This window comes from Acidovorax sp. BLS4 (assembly GCF_032929295.1).
GTDB lineage: Bacteria > Pseudomonadota > Gammaproteobacteria > Burkholderiales > Burkholderiaceae_C > Paracidovorax.
The window spans coordinates 3,164,360-3,180,122 of record NZ_CP136797.1; the positions used below are offsets into that span (position 1 = coordinate 3,164,360).

Sequence of the window (15,763 nt, forward strand, 5' to 3'; positions counted from 1 at the left end):
CCATGTCCGCACTTGGCTCGCTTGTCGTCAGCCTTGGGCTTGACTACGCCCAGTTCACGGGGGGAATGGACAAGAGCGAGCAGGCCGCGCTGGCCGCCAGCAAGCGCATCCAAGACACCATGGACGGGCTCAAAACCAGCCTGGCCACGACCGCCGGCGCCATCGCTGGCGGCCTGGCAGCTGGCTTCACCATCTCCGCATTCAAGGGCTTGCTGAGCGGGGCCATCGAGACCGGCGCCGCGCTCGATGACCTGCGCATGCAGACGGGCGCCACGGTGGAGTCGCTCTCTGCGTTGGTGGCTGTCGGCAAATTCAACAACATGGGCCCCGAGCAGATCGGCGCGGCCATGAACAAGCTGGCCAGCAATCTGGCGGGCGCTACCGAGGAAAGCAAGGGCACAGGCAAGGCCATCGAAGCATTGGGCATCGACTTCGACAAATTCAAGCAGCTGCGCCCCGAGGAGCAAATGCAAACCGTGGCCAAGGCCATGGCGAAGGTTGAGGATGGGACGGGTAAGTCTGCCGTCGCCATGGCGTTCTACGGCAAGCAGGGCGCCGCCATGATCCCCTTCCTCACCGACCTGGCCAGCGTGGGCGAGCTGCAGGCCAAGGTGACCACGGAGCAGGCCGCCGCCGCGGCCAATTTGGATGACAACCTCACGCGCCTGACCACCAGTGGCGATGCTTGGAAAAAGGAACTGGCGAACGGGATGATTCCCGCGCTGGACCTCGGCGCGCAAGCGATCCTCGACGTGATGAACGGGACGGGCGGCATCCGCGAGGAAGTGCGCCGCCTGGTCGCGGACGGCAGCATTGAGCGCTGGACGAAGGCCGCCATCACGGGCCTGACCTACGTTGCCGATGCAGCCACCTACGTCATCCGGGGCGTAAAACTGATGGCCGAAAGCCTGGGGGCCTACGCGGCCGCTGGGGCCGCTTATTTCGGTGGGGTAGGGGAGGCGGTGGGCAAGGTGCTTCGCGGCGATTTCGACGGCGCTCTGAGCAGTCTCAAGTCCGGCGCGTCGCAAGCCGGTGCCATCGTCAAGGATCTGGGTGGCTCCGTGGCTGCGACGTTCAGCGAGGAGACGCTGGGCGGCCGCATTCGCGCGCGGATGGGTGAGATAGAGGCCACTGGTAATGTTGCAAAAGAGGTTCAAAAGAAACTTGATTTCACCAACGTCCTTGAGAAAAACAAGAAGGCCGGGAAGGAGGCAAAAGAGCCCATCGATGCGCTGCTGGACTCCATCAGCAAGCGCACCTCTGCCAATCAACTGGAACTGGCTTCGGGCGAAAAACTGACCGAGGCAGACAAGACTGCATTGGAGGTCTTGGAGCAACTGCGCACCGGCAAAGTCAAGCTCACGGAAGACGAGACGAAGCTGATTGGCAAGCGGCTTGAGGAAATGTATGCCTCTGAAAAGCAGTTGATTGCGCATAGGGAGGAGCAAAAGCAGTTGGAGGCGGCTCGGGCTGAGCGCCTCAAGATGGCAGAGACCATGGAGCAGGCGCTTGCCCCGATGGCCGAGCAGAACAAGACCCTGCGCGAGGAGATCGAATTGATCGGTCTCACCGAGGCCGGGCAGCTCGCCATCATCCAGGGCCGCAACGCGGCCACCATCGCCTCGAAAGAGGCCACGCTGGCCGAGCTGCAGCGCCAGACGGCCATCGGCGAAACGATGACGCGCGAGCAGATCGCGCTGCAGGCCGAAATCGCTCTGCTGAAAGAGCGCAATGACTTGCTGGGCATCAAGTTCGATCGCACCTCGATGGCGAAGGCGGTCGAAGAGCAGGCCGGCGCTTGGAAGGATGCCGTCAAGCAGTACGACGACATTTTCCGGCAGGGCTTCGCCGACATGCTCAACAGCGGCGGCAGCAGCTGGAAGTCGTTCACAAAGTCGCTGGCCACCACGTTCAAGACGACCGTGGCGGACACGCTGTATAGGGCGTTTGCGCAGCCCTTCGTCGTGCGCATCGTGGGCCAGTTGCTGGGCCTGACGGGCGGCGGTGCGGCAAGCGGTGTTGCGGGCGCGGTGAGCGGTGGTTCCTCGCTCCTGGGTGGTGCGTCCAACCTTTCTTCACTGTTCAACCTGGGCGGTTTCGGCGGCGCATTCGGCAGTGGGTTCGGCCTGGCGCTCAACGGCGGCATGGGAATGGCGCTGGAAGGCGGCATGGCCATGCTGGGCAGTGCCTCGGGCTTCTCCAGCGCGCTGGCCGGGATCGGGCAGATTGCTGGGGCCCTGGGGCCTATCGCCATCGGCATCGGCGCCCTTGTGGCGCTCGCGGGATCGTTCAAGGGCGAGACGCGCGTGGGTGGCCAGTTTGGCGTGGCCTATGACGGCGGGGTGACCAACCAGCGCCGCGGCCAGACCTACACGTATGAGGGGCAGCAGTACGACCGCGATTTTTCCAACGGCCAGCGCGTTGCGCTGACCGATGGCCAGGCCTACCGCATGGAGGGCGATCCTGTCGCCCAAGAAGACGCGATTCGCAAGGCCGTCTCGGGCACCGCGCAGAGCATCGGCGACATGCTCAAGGCCTTGGGCTCGCAGGTGACTGTTACCGGGTTCTGGGCGGGATTGGAAACCAGCGAGAAGGGCCGCGGCGGTGTGTTCGCGGGCGGCTCGCTCAGCAACGGCGCGCAGTTCGGGGAGTCAGGGCAGGGCGATAACTACGCCGGCACGCTGTACGAAAAATTCAGTACGAACTCGCCGGATCTGGAAACGGCACTTGCCAATTTCACCCTCGACTTGAAGCAGGGCGCCATCCAGGCCATGCAGTCGGTCACCGACATTCCCGACACGATCAAAAAGATGATCGATGTGGATGCCGAGGCGCTGACCAGTGAAGCGGCCGATGCCTTGCTGCTGGCCATCAATGAGCAGATCACAGGGGTGACACAGTTCAAGGCCTCGCTGAAGTCGATGGGCCTGGATGGCCTGGCGGCCATGTCGTTTGATGCGGCCGCTGGCATCGCCGAGCTGTCGGGTGGGTTCACCCAGCTGCAGAGCAACCTGAGCAGCTACTACCAAAACTTTTTCAGCGAGGAGGAGCAACGCGCCAACCTGCAGGACCAGCTGCGCAACCAGCTGGCCACCATCGACATCGAGCTACCGGACATCGACGCGAGCGACGCGCGCGCGCAGTACCGGGCTCTCATCGAAGCGCAGGACGAAAACACCGAAGAAGGGCGCAAGGCCATCGCCATGCTGTTGCAGCTCAGCGGTGCCTTTGCAAGCCTGACTAAGGAGGCAGCAGACAGCGCCGCGGCCGAGGAAGAGGCAGCGCGCCGCAAGCAGGAGATTGCAGATACACGCTGGGACTTGGAGCAAAAGCTACTGATCGCGCAAGGCAAGCAACAGGAGGCCCTAGAGCTGCGGCGGTGGAAGGAGTATTACGCGCTGCTGGCCCTGGACCCGGCCCTTGCCCTCATGGCCGCCAACATCTGGGCGGCCGAGGACGCGGCCAGCGCTGCGGCCGAGGCTGAGCGCAAGCGGCAGGAGGCGGAGACTGCAGCCCGCGACAAGGTGGACAAGGCCTATGCGGCCCTGGAGCGCGCGACCGAAGCCCAGCGCAAGGTACTGGAGGTCTCGCGCACCGCGGCCGCCGAGGCGGTGTCGATGTGGGGCAAGGTGGTGGATATTGCCCACGGCGCGGTCATCGCGCTGCGCGGCGAGGTGGCCAGCACGGCGGCGATGCAAGCCGCGCAGGGCTGGGTCTTCATCGAGAACGCAGTGCAGCGCGTGCTGGCAGGCGGCCAGGGGCCGGACAGCGGGGAGTTGAGCGAGGCCATCGCGGCGGCGCGGGGCGGGCTCAACGCCAACAACTACGCCACGCAGTACGAACTGGACCGGGATCGGCTGATTCTCGCGGGGCAGCTGGCAACGCTGGAGGCCGCAGGCGGCAAGCAGCTCACGGCGGCGCAGCAGCAGCAGCAGGCGCTGGACGAACAGATCCAGCTGCTCGATGACCAGCTCGACTATTGGAAAGAGCAGATCGCTCTGTCCCGTGGCGAGATTGAGGCCACGCTGTCGGTTGCGCAGGCGCTGCGCGAGCTGCGTGATGCGATGGTCGCTAGCAAAGGAGACAACACCAAGGCGCCCGTGCAAGTCGATGGGCAAACCAGCGGTGGGGCGTCCTGGGGCGGCAGCTCGGGCGGTGCGCAAGTGGCGCAGCCTGCTCGCTACAACCGGGTCATCAGCTTGGCGACCGCCGGCGTGGCGTATGAGCCCATCGTGGACCAGGCAGTCATTGACCGCCTGGACCGCTTGGCGCCCGTGTACCACGCGTATGACGGCACCGGCGATCTGGTGGGCCTGTTCGACGCGTTTCGCGCGGCCGGTGGAACCTTGTATGACTTGCATTTGCTCAGCGGCTTTTATGAGTCCGATTGGGTCAAGGCAGCGGCCAGCGTGGGCATCCCTGCGTTTGCTGCTGGCGGGGACCACCTCGGAGGCTGGGCGGTGGTCGGGGAGCAAGGGCCCGAGCTGGCATACATGCCGCCCGCACGGATCTACACGGCCAGCGATACGCGCAGCATGCTGCGCGCAGGTGGCCAGGTCAGTGGTCCGGACGTGGCTGCGCTGCTGGAGCGGATCGCGTCGGGCATCGACGGGCTGGGCGGAAAGATCGACGGCGGAAACACCAGCCGGGCAGAGATCGCGGACATGTTGGAGCGCAGCTTTGAAGGCTTCGCGTTCCGCATGCGCGCGCTCGATACAACGACTTGAGGGCGCGATGAAATATGCAAGCGTGAGTGTGCTGGTGCCGCTCAAGATCACAGCCGACATGATTAAGCCGGGCACCACGGTGCCCGAGCCTGATCCAGCGCGCGGGGAGGCGGCCTGGGCGTCCGGTGGCAACTATGCACTGTTGGCAGAGCGCGTGAGCAATCACGCGGTCTACACGTGTGTACAGGTGGCCAACGGCCGCAACGTCCCGCCCGAGCGCGATCCTGACTACTGGAAATACAAGGGGCCGAGCAATCGGCATGCACCCTTCGACGACTACTCATCGACTCCAGCGCAGGCACTTGGGACTCTCACGTTTGTCCTGCAGCCGGGTTTCTTTCGGGACGTGCGTCTCGATGGGCTGCAAGGCGATCGTGCAGCCATCACGGTGCGCGATGCGCCGGGGGGGCAGATATTCAAAGCGGTGGATGTGGAGTTGTGGGAGCAGGCCATGGGTCTGTGGGAACTGCTTTTTGAGCCACTGGGCAAGCGCGATCAGCTGGAGCTGCGTGATATCCCGATCTCTCCGCTGGCGGAGCTGACCGTGAAGATCACCGGCGCTGCGACGGCAATCGTGGGCCTGGGGACGATGCATATCGGTGAGTGGCTCGCCCTGGCTGGGACGGGTGACGGCGGCACGGAATACGGCGCCGAGGCTGAGCCCAAAAGTTTCAGCTACATCGAGACCTTCCCGGACGGCACCTGGCGCATCCAGAAACGCTTTGCAGCCACTGACCTTGCGTTTTCCTGCGTGATTAACGCTTCACAGGCGGTGTATGCCAACGCGATCCTGAAACGAATTCTCGACGTGCCTGTATCTGTGTCTGCCACGGACACACCGGGCTATGAATACCTGGCCGGGGTCGGGTTGGTGACAGGCAAGGTCCGGGCCGAAAACGCGAAAGAAGCAAAGCTAACTTTGAAAGTGAGAGGGGCCGTCTGATGGCAACAAATTTAGTACCCGTTCCCGCGCAGTCCGAGATTCCGGAATTCCCGGCCCTTGCTGACCGCGCGGCCGGCACATACAACACTAAGGCCTATGACTGGGCAAGCCGGTGGCGCGCTGTGGTAGCGCCTGAGCTGTATCAGATAGCACTCAGCGCGTTTGCAAATGCGCAGATTGTCGTCTCGCTTGCTGGCGATGCCGCCAGCGCCGCCGGTGCGGCTGCCGAGGCCAAAGGCCAGGCCGAGACAGCGGCGGGCACGGCGACCCAGCAAGCGGGCCTCGCTGCCACAGCTAAGGGTCAGGCGGAGACAGCAGCTGGCGCTGCGATCCAGCAAGCAGGGCTTGCCACTACCGCCAAGGGGCAGGCTGAAGCGGCGGCCGGCACGGCAACCCAGCAGGCCGGGCTGGCGGCCACGGCACGGCAGGGGTCGGAAACCGCGCGCGATCAAGCGGTGAGCGCGGCGGCGTTCGGCTTCACAGCCAACAGCACCACGAACCATGCCGTCGGCCTGGGCGCCAAGACGTTCGCCATCGAGCTGAACAAGAGCTTCGTCCAAACCCAGTATGTCTCAGCCACGAAGCGCGGCGACCCGACGGTGAAGATGTCGGGCACTGTCTCCAGCCATGACCGCACCACCGGCGCGATCGAGATCACTGTGACCTCGGTGTCGAGCGCGGGCACGGCGAACGCAGACTGGGTGATCGCCTTGGCGGCAGATGGCGGCGCGGCCGGCATCCAGACGATCCCCAGTGGAGCCTATACCAATGCCAACAGCATCCCGCTCAACAGCATCACCTGGATGACCGTTGCGAGTTCGGGCGCCGTGGCTGCCAACATGCCGCTGTTGGAGGCCAACAGCGCCAACAGCGCGAACAACGGATACAACACGGCGGAGGTTTGGACCGTGGAAACCTTCGGCTATTTGGCCGGTGCGGAAAATACAGTCACGCAATACGCGACGCCGCATCGTGCCAACGGTGTTTCTTCGCCCGGTCTCAAATTCGTCAGAACGCGCGTCTCGGGAGCGTGGGGGCGGTGGAAACCGCTTGGCGACATGATGCCGGCGAATGTGGTGACCACCGCTACAGCAGGGCAGATTTATGGGTCGGCGAACAGCGACGCGCTGAACCGGGTCAATATTCTGGCATCTGCCCTCCAATCTGCGGCTTGGCAGCAGCAAATGCCAACCAACCCGCAGAACCTGGACCGAATGGTCTTGGTTAACAACTCGCGCAGTGATAACAAGATCATAGCTTCCGACAAGCCGATCCGGGGTAACGCGGTAAATGTTGCTGCTGGCGAAACCTTGGCATTCGACATTCCCTATACCGAATACACGTTTGTCTTTTATAAAGACCTCGATTTTTGGATGGTTCGATAATGGCAAATGCAAATGCTACCTCTTTGGGAATGGGTCTCGTCAAAAGCTTTCAACAGTGCGCGCAGAACGTCACCGGCGGGGTGACCAGCGCCACTTATCCAATCACGCCGGTGGACCCGGCCAAAACGATATTGACTGTTTATTATTGTGATTGCTCTGCAGCGCAGCGAGAGGATTTGCGAGTGACGTTAAATAGCAATGGCCAGTCTGTCTTCGTGGAAAAGGTCCACACCCTTGACGTGGTGTTTTATGTCGAAATCTTGGAGTATTTCTAAATGCCTAATGCTGCAATTACCAAGCTGAGGGAGTCTCCAGTCAAGAGCATGCAGCGGGGCATTGCCACGATTCCGGCCGGGTCAACGGTTGTCAACGTCGCGATATCTCCGGTGGTCATCGGTAAATGTCAGGTTCGAGTCACAGGGACCGAAGGCACTGGGAATACTTTCTCGGGTGCGCGTATGCCGTGGGCGACGTTCCAGAGTACGAGCAGCCTGCAGATATTCATGCGTGGAAACAATACGGATAACTTTGCATATATCCGCTACGTTTCCTACGAAATTCTTGAATTGAAATAAAGGATTGATATGCCGATGTACTGCTATCTGGTCATCAACGATGACATCATCACGGGCGCGCACCATTCTTCGAGTGAACTGGAAAACAATCCGGGGAACTATGTGAAGGTAAGGGAATTTTCGCCAGAATTAATGGGTAAGCGACTTATCTCCGTCAATGAGGAACTGGAACCACTGGTCGAAGACGTGACGCAGCCTGTTGTTCCAGAAGACCCCCGCTGTTGGTGGATCGACGTGGGCCCGTTCTACGACCGCTTCGGCGCCGATGCACTCGCCATTGCTGCCAGCGACCACGGAGCATGCAGGGCGGTGCAGACCCTGACCGGCGTGCGCAAGTACATCGACCTGAAGGACCCGCGCATCGGGCAGATGATCGACATGCTGATCGCCGTGCAGCAGCCGGCCGCGCAGGCGTTTGCACCTGGCAGCGGGCCGATGACCGCGGCGAAGAAGGCCGCGATCCTGGACACTCCGACAGCGGAGCGTGAGCGGCACGTCAAGGGCCTGGTGCAGGACGCGTGATGCGCATCGCCTTCTACAAAGCAACGCGCCCCGGCACGCAGGGGATCTATAGCCGCCTCGTCAAGAGCGTTGATCGCGGCATCTACAGCCATTGCGAAATCATCTTCTCGGATGGCCTGAGCGGCAGTGCCAGCTACATCGATGGGGGCGTGCGCCTTAAGCGCATCGACTACGACCCCGATCACTGGGACTTCATCGAACTGCCTGACATGCTGGAGGCGGCGGCTCGGGCTCTGTTCGAGAAAGAACTGGGCAAGGGGTATGACCTCCTGGGCAATTTGCGCTTCGTCGCATGGATGGTGCGCGAGTCCCAAAAGGACTGGTACTGCAACGAAATCTGCGGCGCGGCAATCGGACAAACCGAACCGTGGCGCCACGGGCCAAACGGTTTCTACGGCTACTGCACGGACCTCGCGCGAGCGTATGGGTCTGCCCCCTGAAAAATGAACCGCCACCCACTCACGAGCCCGCACCAGCGGGCTTTTTTTTTGCCTGGAGCCGCGCATGGCTGAGCCCACTTCCACCACTGCGGCCGTGGCCACGGTCGCCACCGCGGCTCTGTCCACCTCGGCGCTCACGGCCTTCGGCGTGCCGCTCGGCCTTCGCGTGGATCTGCTCATCGCAGGCTTCGCGGGCAGCCTCGTCGCCATCATCCTGCTCGATGCAGTGCCAGGCAGCAGCGACACCTGGCGCGAGCTGCTGCGCACCACCTGCAGGCGCATTGCCGTGGCGGTGGCCAGCAGCTTGACCGCGGGCTATCTCACGCCGCTGGCCATGCTGATTGCGGCTGTGCCCGAGTCGCTCTTGCTGGGCAGTGCCTTCGCCGTCGGCGGGGGCGCGCAGCAAGTGCTGATGTTTGCCATCCGGCGCCTGAGCGGCCAGGCCGGTACGCCGCCAGCGCCACCACCTACGGGGGCCACGCCATGACCACAGCGCTGCTACTCATCCATTGGGCGTGCGGCGTCGTCGTGCTGGCCGAGTCCCTCAACAAGCTGGAGCGCACCGCGCCCTGCAGAGCAGGCCTGCGCCCGCGCGAGCGGGCCACCGAGTGGCTCAAGGCCACGGCCTGGCTGCTGCTTGCCCTGGGCGGCGGCTGCGCCGTTGGCCGCCCCGTCCTGGCCCTCCCGGTGCCAGACCTTGGCGATGCCTGCTTTGCGCTGGGCTTCGCCGTCCTCATCGTTCGTACCCGTGTCAAAGAGGGATAGCCATGCAACTCACACCACACTTCACGTTGGCCGAATTGACGGCCAGCAACACTGCACAACGCGAGGGCCTGGACAACACGCCTGCGCCCGAGATCCTGCCACGCCTGGTGCTGCTGGCGCAGATGCTGGAGCGCATCCGCACCCAGCTCGATGTGCCGATCATCGTCACCAGCGGCTACCGCGCGCCGGCCGTCAACAAGGCTGTGGGCGGCGTCACATCGAGCGACCACCAGCAGGGCCACGCCGCTGACATCGTTGCGCCAGGCTACGGCACGCCGCTGCAGGTTGCGCGCGCGCTTGCGCCGCTGGTGTCGGTGCTGGGCATCGGCCAGTTGATTTATGAGCGCGTGGGCGGCAAATACTGGGTGCACGTGTCCACGCGGGTGCCTGAGCGCCCCGCCAATCGCGTCATCACGATGACGGGGCAGGGCGCCCAGCTCGGCATCCAGGACGGCCACTGATGACCGCCGGCATCTACACCTATGTGGCCACCGCCATCGGCGCCGGCCTGCTTGCGGCTGCCGGCACCTGGCAGGTGCAGGACTGGCGCTGGACCGCCAACACGCAGGCGGCCGATCTGGAGCGGCAAAGCGCGCAGCGCCAGGCCGACGAAGCTCGCGCGTCCGATGCGCGGCAGCAGCGCCGTTTCAACGACACGGCTGCAGGGCGCCATGCGGCGACCGTCGCAGGCATTACCACCCAACTTTTAAAAGCCAATGACCACATCGCTACGCTTTCCGGTGATCGTCAGTGCCTTGGCGGCAGCACTGTCCGGGTGCTCAACACCATCGGCACACCCGCCCGTGGTGTCGGCTTACGAATCCCTGCCGGCCAATCTCCGGGTGCGGCCTCGGCCGCTGCCGGATCTACCGCTGACGATGCCGGCGCCTTCGCAAGCGAGCGAGATACTGCCGCCTGGATCGCCACCTGCCGAGCCCGGTACGGCCAGGTGAGCGACCAACTCAATGAGATCTTGGACATCGAGGATCGCCGGGGTGGTGTGCACACGTCTGCACAATCCCCATCGGAAAAATAGCGCTTGCGTATTGCACGCATTGCGTGCAATATCGCGTCATGGCATTCGTAGTGATTGCCACCGACGCCCGGCGGATTCGGGCTCTCCGAGGAGATTCAAAATGACCCAAGCTGAAAACTACGAAATCCTATTCGATGGTGGCAACCGGGACCAAGCTCGACAGCTGGCAGAAAACATGAGCGTCTGGACGGAGCAGGACTGGGAAAACGAAGTGACAATTTTCGGTTTCGAGGACGGCTCCGCGATTTTTACTTCCGGCGCCGAATTCCGCCAAGCCACGGCCGACGAGATCGCCGCAGCGAAGTGACTGGCAAGCATCACGCCTGGTTCAAGTCTTGGTCGAGAGACCCGGACGGGCATCTCCTGCATTCCAGCGGCCTGCGTGTCCTGGTGCTGCAGGAGGATGGTTACACCGATCTGGAGACCGATGACGCCAGCATGGCCATCTTCCAGGCGCGCGAAGCCTCGCGCGGGGTCCCTGTCCATGACCTTGCAGCGCGCGTGCAGCGCCTTTTGGGAGAGGCGGCGGAATGGCACCAACGAAACCCGTCATGACTGTGCAGCCCACCCCTGAAGCCATCCGCGCTGCCAGGGCGCAGGCCGGCCTGACGCAGACGCAGGCCGCTGCGCTGATTTACTGCACCCTGCGAGGCTGGCAGGACTGGGAGGGTGGCAAGCGCGCGATGCACCCGGCGTTTTTTGAGCTTTTTTTGCTCAAGGCTCCAAAATAGGTTTGTGCAATGCACGCATTGCGTGCATAATTTTTCCATGGTGATCGCAGTTGATCTCCTCCGCAGCATCCGGCAGATGCGCTACACGCCCCAAGCGGGCGGGAGCAAAAAATGCAAGGCACCGACAAGCAAGTCAAGTGGGCTAACGACATCCGCGAGGACAAGATGGCCACGATCAATCCCGAGCTGGACAAGATGGCCGTCCGGCTGTCCAGCAAGCCCGCCGAGCTGGCGAAGGTGGGCGCGCTGCGCGATGCGTTGACCGGCAAGCCTGCCGCGTACTGGATCGAAAACCGCGATGTCTTTGCGCTGGAACTGATGCGCGCGGTGGGTCGAGAAGTGCTCAAGGGCTGATGGCCATGGCAATCACACCCGAGCAGCGCCGTGCCCTTGCCATCGTGGCGATGGGGCCTACCCGCTACGAATACAACTTAGGCGTGTTGTCCATGCTGGGGCATGAGGACTTGGCCATCGCTCACCAGATGGTCAGCGCCAGCGTTGACCTAGCGCGCCAGCAGCTGGATGCGGAGCAATCCGGCAATCCGGGCGCTGACACCTTCGAGGGCCTGATGACTCACTCCGTCCCGCGGTCCGCGCGTCAGGTGGTACTGCGCGCCGAACTGGACGCAGCGCTGCTGCGCCAGGCTGCGGCGTGGTCGCACATCGAGCACATCATCGAGCAGCACCGGCCACTGGCCGATGGTCTGGCTGGGGACTGGCTGCCGTGAGTGCTGCGCAGCGCTCTATCAGCCAGCGGCTGACCAAAGCCAAGAGCGCAGAGGCCAAGGCCGCGACTGCGCACTCTTGGGCGACGGAATGGATGTCCGAGCAGGACGGGCTTTTGAGGGAACTGCGCAGCGCCGTGGAGCGCGATGATCGCCAGCGCATGCTCTCTGTCGTCGATGGGCTGCAGGCCATGTCCAGCAAGCGACACGGCGCACTGCATAAGGTACTGGATGCACTGTTGCTGTTTGAGGCCGGTGATGGCGCGTAAGGCGCAGATCATAGGGCGGGCTACGGATTACAACGGCGTCTTATGGGACGTTCGGGAGGCCCGGGCCACGGCCCATGGATTTGACGTACTAATTGGCTGGCCCCGTGCCGCGCCCCGTGGGCAAGGCGGGCGGGGTGTTGCAGTGATTTTGACGGCCGAGCTAGCGCACTACCTTACCGAAGTTGAGCCACGGCTGTGCAAGATTGATGTACCGATCAGCACGACGACGCTCAAGCGCATGCGCCGCAACCTTGACATGCGTTGGTCCTGGGAAGATTGGTGGAGTGCTCGCGCTACTGACCTTGGATCGCTTACGCTGGAGGCGTTTTGCGCTCTCCATGGTTGCAGCACGGGTGCTGCCAGCCAGCGCCGGGCCATCTTGAGGGCTGACGATCCCGCCGCCTAATAGGTCCAAAAGGGCAAGGCCTACGCCCGTACCACCGGCATTTCGTCCCACCGTGTCGTGTAGCGTGGCGTTCGCCGCTCCTGCCTCATGCCCCACTCGCGGCGGCCATCGTCCAGGCCGGTGGCACCCACGTGCAGGGTGCCTTTGCCATACCGGCCGTTGATCGCATCGAGGGCGCTCATCAGCCGCGTTTTGTCTCGGCCGCTCTCGGTCTCCAGATCCAGCTCGCACTGATGCACTGTGGCGGCCTGCAGATCCAGCAGCATCACCCCCGCCTTGATTAGCTGATACCCCGGCTCGTAGATCTGCCGCATGCCCGCTGCGGCCGCCCCCACCAGCAGGCCGGTGTCTGCTGTCGGCCTGCGCAGCGGCACGACCACGGACCGCGAAAACCGCGGCCCAGCTCGATGCGGCGACGTGTGCGCAAACACCAGCAGCTGCCCGGCCAGGCTTCCTTGCTCGCGTAGCTTTTCGCCGGCCCGCGTGGCGTACTCGCTCACCGCCTCCAGCAGTGGCGCCAGGTCGCTCACAGGGCGGCCGAATGACCTGGTGCACGCGATCTGCTTTTTGGGGGCGGGCACGTCCTCCAGCTGCACGCACGGCGTGCCTTGCAGCTCCCGCACGGTCCGCTCAAGCACCACGTTCCAGCGCCGCCGCACCAGCGCGGCATCCAGCCTGGCCAGGTCCAGCACATTGACCACGCCGGCATCAATCAGCTGCGCGCCGATCCTGCGCCCCACACCCCACACGTCGGTCACTGCCGTGGCGCGCAGCACGTCATCGAGATCCTGGCCGGGTAGGGCGGCCAGGTTGCACACCTGCGCGAGGTCGGCGGGGTAGGTGCCCGGTTTGCGTTCAGCGGTCTTTGCGATGTGGTTTGCCAGCTTGGCCAGGGTCTTTGTAGTACCGATGCCAATGCCGCACGGAATGCCCGTCCATTGCAGGATGCGTGCGCGCACCTGATGGGCTCGCCGCACCAGATCGCCGCGCACCCCGTGCAGCCCGACAAAGCTCTCATCGATGCTGTAAATCTCTTGAGTAGGGCCGAGGCCTGCAGCCAGGCTCATCATCCTGTCGCTCATGTCCCCATACAGGACAAAGTTGGCCGACAGCGCCACTAGGCCGGCGGTCTCCTCCATGTGCCGAATTTGGAACCAGGGCGCTCCCATTGCAATCCCCAGGGCTTTTGCCTCATTGGACCGCGCTATCGCGCAACCATCGTTGTTGCTCAGCACCACCACCGGCCGCCCATTCAATGACGGCCTGAACACCCGTTCACAACTGACGTAAAAATTGTTCCCATCGACGAGCGCGTACATGCGTGTGCACCAGTGCGGGCCTCATCGAAATTGCTTGATGCACGCCGTCACCACGCCCCACACTTCTACTGTCTGGCCGTCTTTGGGCGTGATGTCGGGGTAGGTTGGATTGGCGGCCTTGAGCTTCATGTGCCCGGCCCGCAGCTGCAGGTGTTTGACGGTAAATTCCCCATCCACCACCGCCACCACGATGTGCCCATTGGCCGGCTTGATTGCCCGGTCAACAATGATCGTGTCCCCGTCCCCCAGGCCTGCATCGATCATCGACAGCCCGCGCACGCGCAGCAAGAAAGTCGCCTGCGGATGGGTCACAAGCTCGGACATCAGATCGATGCGGGTTTCGCCGAAATCCGCCGCCGGCGACGGGAACCCCGCGCGCACCGTCGAGTAGGCGAGCGGCAGCAAGCAGATGCCGCGATCAACTCCAAGATGTTCGGCGATGCTCAGAGGGCTGTTCATTCATACAGTATATGGATGCCGGTGTGATTCGGCTGTGGGCAATTCCCGAATTCCACACTGCTGCAACTTTGCCCGTGTGAGAAAATGCCTTCATCCGGCGAAAAATAGATTCGCCAGCGTACAAAGGTTCCCCCCAAATCTCCCCCAAAAAGAGAGCCAAAGCCAGTAGGCACGCGGGTTTTCGACCCCGGCTCGGGGCACCACTACGATTCGATCATGTCAAGTTACAACGCTCCCTTTGAAATCCATGTCCACGGCCAGGTGCAGTTGCGGGCCGATACGGGGTTCGACCAGTTGCAAGAGGCCTTGAAGCCGCTCTGGAAGTACGCCGGGGCCCGTTCCTTGGCCGATGGTGCGGCGAGCGCCTATGAGGAAGAGCCCGGCATCCAGTTCGACGCCAAGGAGCACACCCTGCAGATCTGCTGGACGGTGCGCGGTGACGAGGACTTCCGCCAGTCGCTCGACGAGATGTGCATGAGCCTCAACGAGTTGTCGGAGCAGGGCGCGGCCATCGAGGTCACGTTCTATGACACCGACTTCGACGAGGACGAAGAGGATGACGGCACCGAAGCGCGTGACGACTTCCTCATGCTGTTCGTGGGGCCAACCCCCGCTGCCATCATGCAGGTGCAGCGCGATCTGCTCGTGCAGGATGTCGTGAACATGATGGAGCGCCACTTCGACGGCGCCGAGCTGGGCGGCGTGGTGGCCGAGATCGACAAGCTGTTCTCGCAGCGTTTCGATGCCCTGGTGAACTCGCTGGAGATCGGCAAGCCGCCACGCGGCAGTGGCGGTTCCGGTGGTGGCCATGGCGGCAGTGGCGGGCGCCGTCCCCGCCATCTGCACTGAGAACACCCCCGTTTTTCCGAACGATCCAATGGCCTCTCATCCAGAGGCGGCCAGCGGGTCAGGGCCGATGGCGATCGAACTGCCTTACCTTCGTGCGTACCCGGATGCCTTGCAGGATCAGGTGCGCACGCTCATCGCCGAAGGGGGCCTGGCGGCCCTGCTGCAGCGTCGCTATCCCCAGGCGCATGCCGTGCGCACCGACAAGGCGCTTTACCAATACGCCGCCGACCTGAAGGCGCAGCATCTGCGCAAGGCCGATACGGTGCAGAAAGTGGTGTTCGACAGCAAGATCCATGTGGTGCGGCACGCGCTGGGGCTGCACACCTCGTCGGCGCGCGTGCAGGGCGGGCGCCTGACGGCGCGGCACGAGATCCGCATCGCCTCCATGTTCAAGCAGGCACCGGAAGAGTTTCTGCGCATGATCGTCGTGCACGAGTTGGCCCACCTGCGCGAGAAGGATCACGACAAGGCCTTCTACCAGTTGTGCGAGCACATGGAGCCCCGCTACCACCAGTATGAGTTCGATACGCGGTTGTATCTGACCCACATCGAGCATGCGGGTGAGCGCCTCTGGGGCGTCTGATGGCCTTTGCGTCTGCTATTGTTTTTGTA

20 protein-coding genes are annotated in these 15,763 nt (G+C 63.3%); 18 read left to right on the forward strand and 2 right to left on the reverse strand.

Going from position 1 to position 15,763, the window contains the following annotated elements:
- Window positions 1-2: 2 nt before the first annotated feature.
- The 16 genes from R1Z03_RS14710 to R1Z03_RS14785 all read left to right on the forward strand — a co-directional run bounded on the left by R1Z03_RS14710 (window position 3) and on the right by R1Z03_RS14785 (window position 12,118).
- Window positions 3-4,727 carry a hypothetical protein gene (locus tag R1Z03_RS14710; protein ID WP_317352178.1) on the forward strand — a complete coding sequence of 1,575 codons (4,725 nt, stop codon included), beginning with the start codon at window positions 3-5 and terminating at the stop codon, window positions 4,725-4,727.
- A 7-nt stretch (window positions 4,728-4,734) separates the two neighbouring features.
- A complete protein-coding gene (locus tag R1Z03_RS14715) occupies window positions 4,735-5,670 on the forward strand; it encodes a hypothetical protein (protein ID WP_317352180.1) in 936 nt (311 codons plus the stop codon).
- A complete protein-coding gene (locus R1Z03_RS14720) occupies window positions 5,670-7,055 on the forward strand; it encodes a pyocin knob domain-containing protein (RefSeq protein ID WP_317352183.1) in 1,386 nt (461 codons plus the stop codon). Before R1Z03_RS14715 ends, R1Z03_RS14720 begins: the two co-directional genes overlap by 1 nt.
- Window positions 7,055-7,330, forward strand: a complete 276-nt coding sequence (locus tag R1Z03_RS14725) for a hypothetical protein (protein WP_317352186.1) — start codon at window positions 7,055-7,057, stop codon at window positions 7,328-7,330. Before R1Z03_RS14720 ends, R1Z03_RS14725 begins: the two co-directional genes overlap by 1 nt.
- A gap of 315 nt (window positions 7,331-7,645) precedes the next feature.
- Window positions 7,646-8,152 carry a hypothetical protein gene (locus R1Z03_RS14730; protein WP_317352189.1) on the forward strand — a complete coding sequence of 169 codons (507 nt, stop codon included), beginning with the start codon at window positions 7,646-7,648 and terminating at the stop codon, window positions 8,150-8,152.
- Window positions 8,152-8,592 (forward strand): hypothetical protein, encoded by a 441-nt coding sequence (locus R1Z03_RS14735; protein ID WP_317352192.1) that lies wholly within the window; start codon window positions 8,152-8,154, stop codon window positions 8,590-8,592. Before R1Z03_RS14730 ends, R1Z03_RS14735 begins: the two co-directional genes overlap by 1 nt.
- Before the next feature lie 64 nt (window positions 8,593-8,656).
- On the forward strand, window positions 8,657-9,079 hold the full coding sequence (locus R1Z03_RS14740; RefSeq protein ID WP_317352194.1) for a hypothetical protein: 423 nt from the start codon (window positions 8,657-8,659) through the stop codon (window positions 9,077-9,079).
- Window positions 9,076-9,357, forward strand: a complete 282-nt coding sequence (locus tag R1Z03_RS14745; RefSeq protein ID WP_317352197.1) for a hypothetical protein — start codon at window positions 9,076-9,078, stop codon at window positions 9,355-9,357. Before R1Z03_RS14740 ends, R1Z03_RS14745 begins: the two co-directional genes overlap by 4 nt.
- Window positions 9,358-9,359: 2 nt before the next feature.
- Entirely contained in the window at window positions 9,360-9,818 is a 459-nt protein-coding gene (locus R1Z03_RS14750) for a D-Ala-D-Ala carboxypeptidase family metallohydrolase (protein ID WP_317352201.1), read from the forward strand.
- Window positions 9,818-10,393 carry a hypothetical protein gene (locus R1Z03_RS14755; protein WP_317352204.1) on the forward strand — a complete coding sequence of 192 codons (576 nt, stop codon included), beginning with the start codon at window positions 9,818-9,820 and terminating at the stop codon, window positions 10,391-10,393. Before R1Z03_RS14750 ends, R1Z03_RS14755 begins: the two co-directional genes overlap by 1 nt.
- A 100-nt stretch (window positions 10,394-10,493) precedes the next feature.
- Window positions 10,494-10,700: a hypothetical protein gene (locus R1Z03_RS14760; protein WP_317352206.1), complete on the forward strand. Its 207-nt coding sequence runs from the start codon at window positions 10,494-10,496 to the stop codon at window positions 10,698-10,700.
- Entirely contained in the window at window positions 10,697-10,948 is a 252-nt protein-coding gene (locus R1Z03_RS14765; RefSeq protein WP_317352209.1) for a hypothetical protein, read from the forward strand. Before R1Z03_RS14760 ends, R1Z03_RS14765 begins: the two co-directional genes overlap by 4 nt.
- Entirely contained in the window at window positions 10,945-11,124 is a 180-nt protein-coding gene (locus R1Z03_RS14770; RefSeq protein ID WP_317352211.1) for a helix-turn-helix domain-containing protein, read from the forward strand. The genes R1Z03_RS14765 and R1Z03_RS14770 overlap by 4 nt, the downstream gene beginning before the upstream one ends.
- 111 nt (window positions 11,125-11,235) lie before the next feature.
- A complete protein-coding gene (locus R1Z03_RS14775) occupies window positions 11,236-11,478 on the forward strand; it encodes a hypothetical protein (RefSeq protein ID WP_317352212.1) in 243 nt (80 codons plus the stop codon).
- A 5-nt stretch (window positions 11,479-11,483) separates the two neighbouring features.
- A complete protein-coding gene (locus R1Z03_RS14780; protein ID WP_317352214.1) occupies window positions 11,484-11,852 on the forward strand; it encodes a hypothetical protein in 369 nt (122 codons plus the stop codon).
- The gene (locus tag R1Z03_RS14785; RefSeq protein WP_317352216.1) at window positions 11,849-12,118 is read left to right on the forward strand and encodes a hypothetical protein; all 270 of its coding nucleotides are present in this window, start codon (window positions 11,849-11,851) and stop codon (window positions 12,116-12,118) included. Before R1Z03_RS14780 ends, R1Z03_RS14785 begins: the two co-directional genes overlap by 4 nt.
- Before the next feature lie 426 nt (window positions 12,119-12,544).
- On the opposite strand, the gene R1Z03_RS14790 is transcribed toward R1Z03_RS14785, so the two are convergent.
- Together R1Z03_RS14790 and R1Z03_RS14795 are read right to left on the reverse strand one after the other, a co-directional pair.
- Window positions 12,545-13,843 carry a Y-family DNA polymerase gene (locus R1Z03_RS14790; RefSeq protein ID WP_317352219.1) on the reverse strand — a complete coding sequence of 433 codons (1,299 nt, stop codon included), beginning with the start codon at window positions 13,841-13,843 and terminating at the stop codon, window positions 12,545-12,547.
- A 21-nt stretch (window positions 13,844-13,864) separates the two neighbouring features.
- A complete protein-coding gene (locus tag R1Z03_RS14795; protein WP_317352222.1) occupies window positions 13,865-14,302 on the reverse strand; it encodes a translesion error-prone DNA polymerase V autoproteolytic subunit in 438 nt (145 codons plus the stop codon).
- Between the two features lie 216 nt (window positions 14,303-14,518).
- On the opposite strand from R1Z03_RS14795, the gene R1Z03_RS14800 reads away from it, so the two are divergent.
- Entirely contained in the window at window positions 14,519-15,151 is a 633-nt protein-coding gene (locus R1Z03_RS14800) for a DUF6806 family protein (RefSeq protein WP_272564201.1), read from the forward strand.
- 28 nt (window positions 15,152-15,179) lie between these two features.
- Window positions 15,180-15,734 carry a M48 family metallopeptidase gene (locus R1Z03_RS14805; RefSeq protein ID WP_284428902.1) on the forward strand — a complete coding sequence of 185 codons (555 nt, stop codon included), beginning with the start codon at window positions 15,180-15,182 and terminating at the stop codon, window positions 15,732-15,734.
- Window positions 15,735-15,763: the final 29 nt, after the last annotated feature.